Origin of the sequence: Microbacterium sp., assembly GCF_032084865.1 — a bacterium.
In the GTDB taxonomy this organism is placed as follows: Bacteria; Actinomycetota; Actinomycetes; order Actinomycetales; family Microbacteriaceae; genus Microbacterium.
In genome coordinates this window covers 1-1,992 of the sequence record NZ_DAMDLU010000233.1, presented here as the reverse complement: position 1 = coordinate 1,992, position 1,992 = coordinate 1, and the positions used below count along the sequence as shown (strand labels likewise).

Annotated in this window: 4 protein-coding genes; all 4 read right to left on the bottom strand. The window is 71.0% G+C overall.

Annotated features, from left to right (window positions below; genetic code table 11):
• Positions 1 to 419: MFS transporter (locus RT309_RS14880; protein WP_313358288.1), on the bottom strand; the 419-nt coding region annotated here is incomplete at its 3' end.
• The gene (locus tag RT309_RS14875) at positions 416 to 1,021 is read right to left on the bottom strand and encodes a helix-turn-helix domain-containing protein (protein WP_313358286.1); all 606 of its coding nucleotides are present in this window, start codon (positions 1,019 to 1,021) and stop codon (positions 416 to 418) included. The genes RT309_RS14880 and RT309_RS14875, both read right to left, overlap by 4 nt.
• Positions 1,022 to 1,127: 106 nt before the next feature.
• Positions 1,128 to 1,502, bottom strand: a complete 375-nt coding sequence (locus RT309_RS14870) for a PLDc N-terminal domain-containing protein (protein ID WP_313358284.1) — start codon at positions 1,500 to 1,502, stop codon at positions 1,128 to 1,130.
• A gap of 37 nt (positions 1,503 to 1,539) precedes the next feature.
• Positions 1,540 to 1,992, bottom strand: a 453-nt coding sequence (locus RT309_RS14865) for a rhodanese-like domain-containing protein (RefSeq protein ID WP_313358282.1), incomplete at its 5' end; no start/stop codon positions are given.

Here is a 1,992-nt window from a genome sequence, read left to right as displayed (position 1 = left end):
CGGCCGAGCGGGGCGTCGAGTTCGGCGTGCGGATCGTCTGCGAGCGCCGCGTCGACGAACCACGCCTCGAGCGGGCCGGAGTCCAGCGCACGGAACACGCCCTGCAGCACGAGCGCGACGGCGAAGACGGCGAACGACTCCGCCAGCAGGAACACCCACGTCGACGAGACGGCGAGCGTCGCACCGGCGAGCAGCAGCGGGCGCCGCCCGATGGCGTCGGCGAGACCGCCGGTCGGCAGCTCGAGACCGAGCACGACGAAGCCCTGCAACGACATCAGCACGCCGATCTCGGCGAGGCTGAGCCCTCTCTCGAGCGGCAGCAGCACGGTCAGCCCGAAGGTGATGCCCACGGGCAGCCAGCGCAGGGCGGTGAGCAGCACGAATCGCCGCTCGGCCTGCCGGCGCGTCAGGCCGCTCATCCGGGTCTCCGCTCCTGACCCGGGCCTCGGGATGCCGAGAGGGCGAGGGGCGCGGCGTGGATGGTGACGTGCAGGCGCGCTGCGTCGGGATCACCCGCTCCGGCGACTCTATAGCGCTCGAGCACCTCGGCCAGTTCGGTGTGCAGAGCGCTCGCCTGCTGAGGAGTGACCTCGACGACCGTGTCGCTGAGCCCGAGGCGATCGCGCCATTGCGGCGACCACGCCGGCGCGGCATCCTCCCACCGCTCGGCACGCTCGACGAAGTCGCGCAGGTACGCCCGCTGCAGCCAGTCCGCGGCCGCTGCGGCATCCGGTCGGTCATCGAAGTCGGACGGGGCCCACGAGTGGAGGTCGCTCGTCGCGCGCCACTCGCGACGGCGACCGGCCCCCTCGCCCGTGTCGGTCACGAGTCCGACCGCGGCCAGCTGTCGCAGGTGGTAGCTCGTCGCTCCGGAGTTCGTGTCGAGCATCCGGGCGAGGTCGGTCGCCGTCGCCGGGCCGTGGATGCGCAGCAAGCCCGGGATGCGTGCTCGCAGCGGATGTGCCAGCACGCGGATCTGCCGCTCGTCGAGCCGGACACTGCGCACGTCATCGTCGCTCATGCGCCCAGAATGGCACCGAATCCGTTGATGCACAAGTACTTTGCATAGTTTCTTTGCATCATGGCCGAGGTGAAGGGAACGGCATCCGGATCGCAGGAAGCGGCGCTCAGTCCTCGCTGACGCTGTCGCCGCGATCCTTCTTGCGCTTCTCGATCTCCTGCCGCAGCCGCCACTCCTCGATCTCGCGGTCGAGGTCGGCGATCTGCTGCTCGGTGGAGCGCGTGTCGGGCGGCGGCGCGGTCGCGACGGGCGATCCGGATGCCGTCTCCCGACGCGCGGGACGGCCGAGCTGGATGCCGCCTTCGGGGTATTCCCGGCCGAGGGCGAACCAGAGCACGCTGCCCAGAAGGGGGATCAGCACGACGAGCAGCAGCCAGACGAACTTCGGCATGAACCGCACCTGACTGTCGTCGCGACGGATGATGTCGACGAGCGCGAACACCATCAGCGCGATGGTGATCAGGGTGAACAGGAACGGCATGATCTCAGAGTAGACGACCGGTGAGATCGTGGCCCCCCTACTCCTCGCCGGTGGCGACCGGTCGTCCCGGCGTGTTCGACCACGCGCTCCACGAGCCGGGATACACGCTCACCTCGCGGCCCGCGAGAGTGCCCGCGAGCGCGAGCTGCGCGGCGGTGATACCCGAACCGCAGTAGGCGGCTATCGGCGTGCCCGCCTCCGCCCCCACAGCGTCGAAGGCGGCGGCGACCTCGGATTCCGGTCGGAACCTGCCGTCGTCCGTGAGCACGCTCGCGATCGGCAGGCTCTTCGCGCCGGGGATGTGGCCCGCGACCGGATCGATCGGCTCGGTCTCGCCGCGGTAGCGCTCTGCGGCGCGTGCATCGAGCAGCACCCCGGCATCCGGCCAGGTCGCCGCGGAGCGCGTGTCGATGGTGCCGGCATCGCCGGGCGACCCCAGCGCGACGTCGCCCTCCGGCGGGATCACCTCACCCGTGTGCGCCTCGCCGCC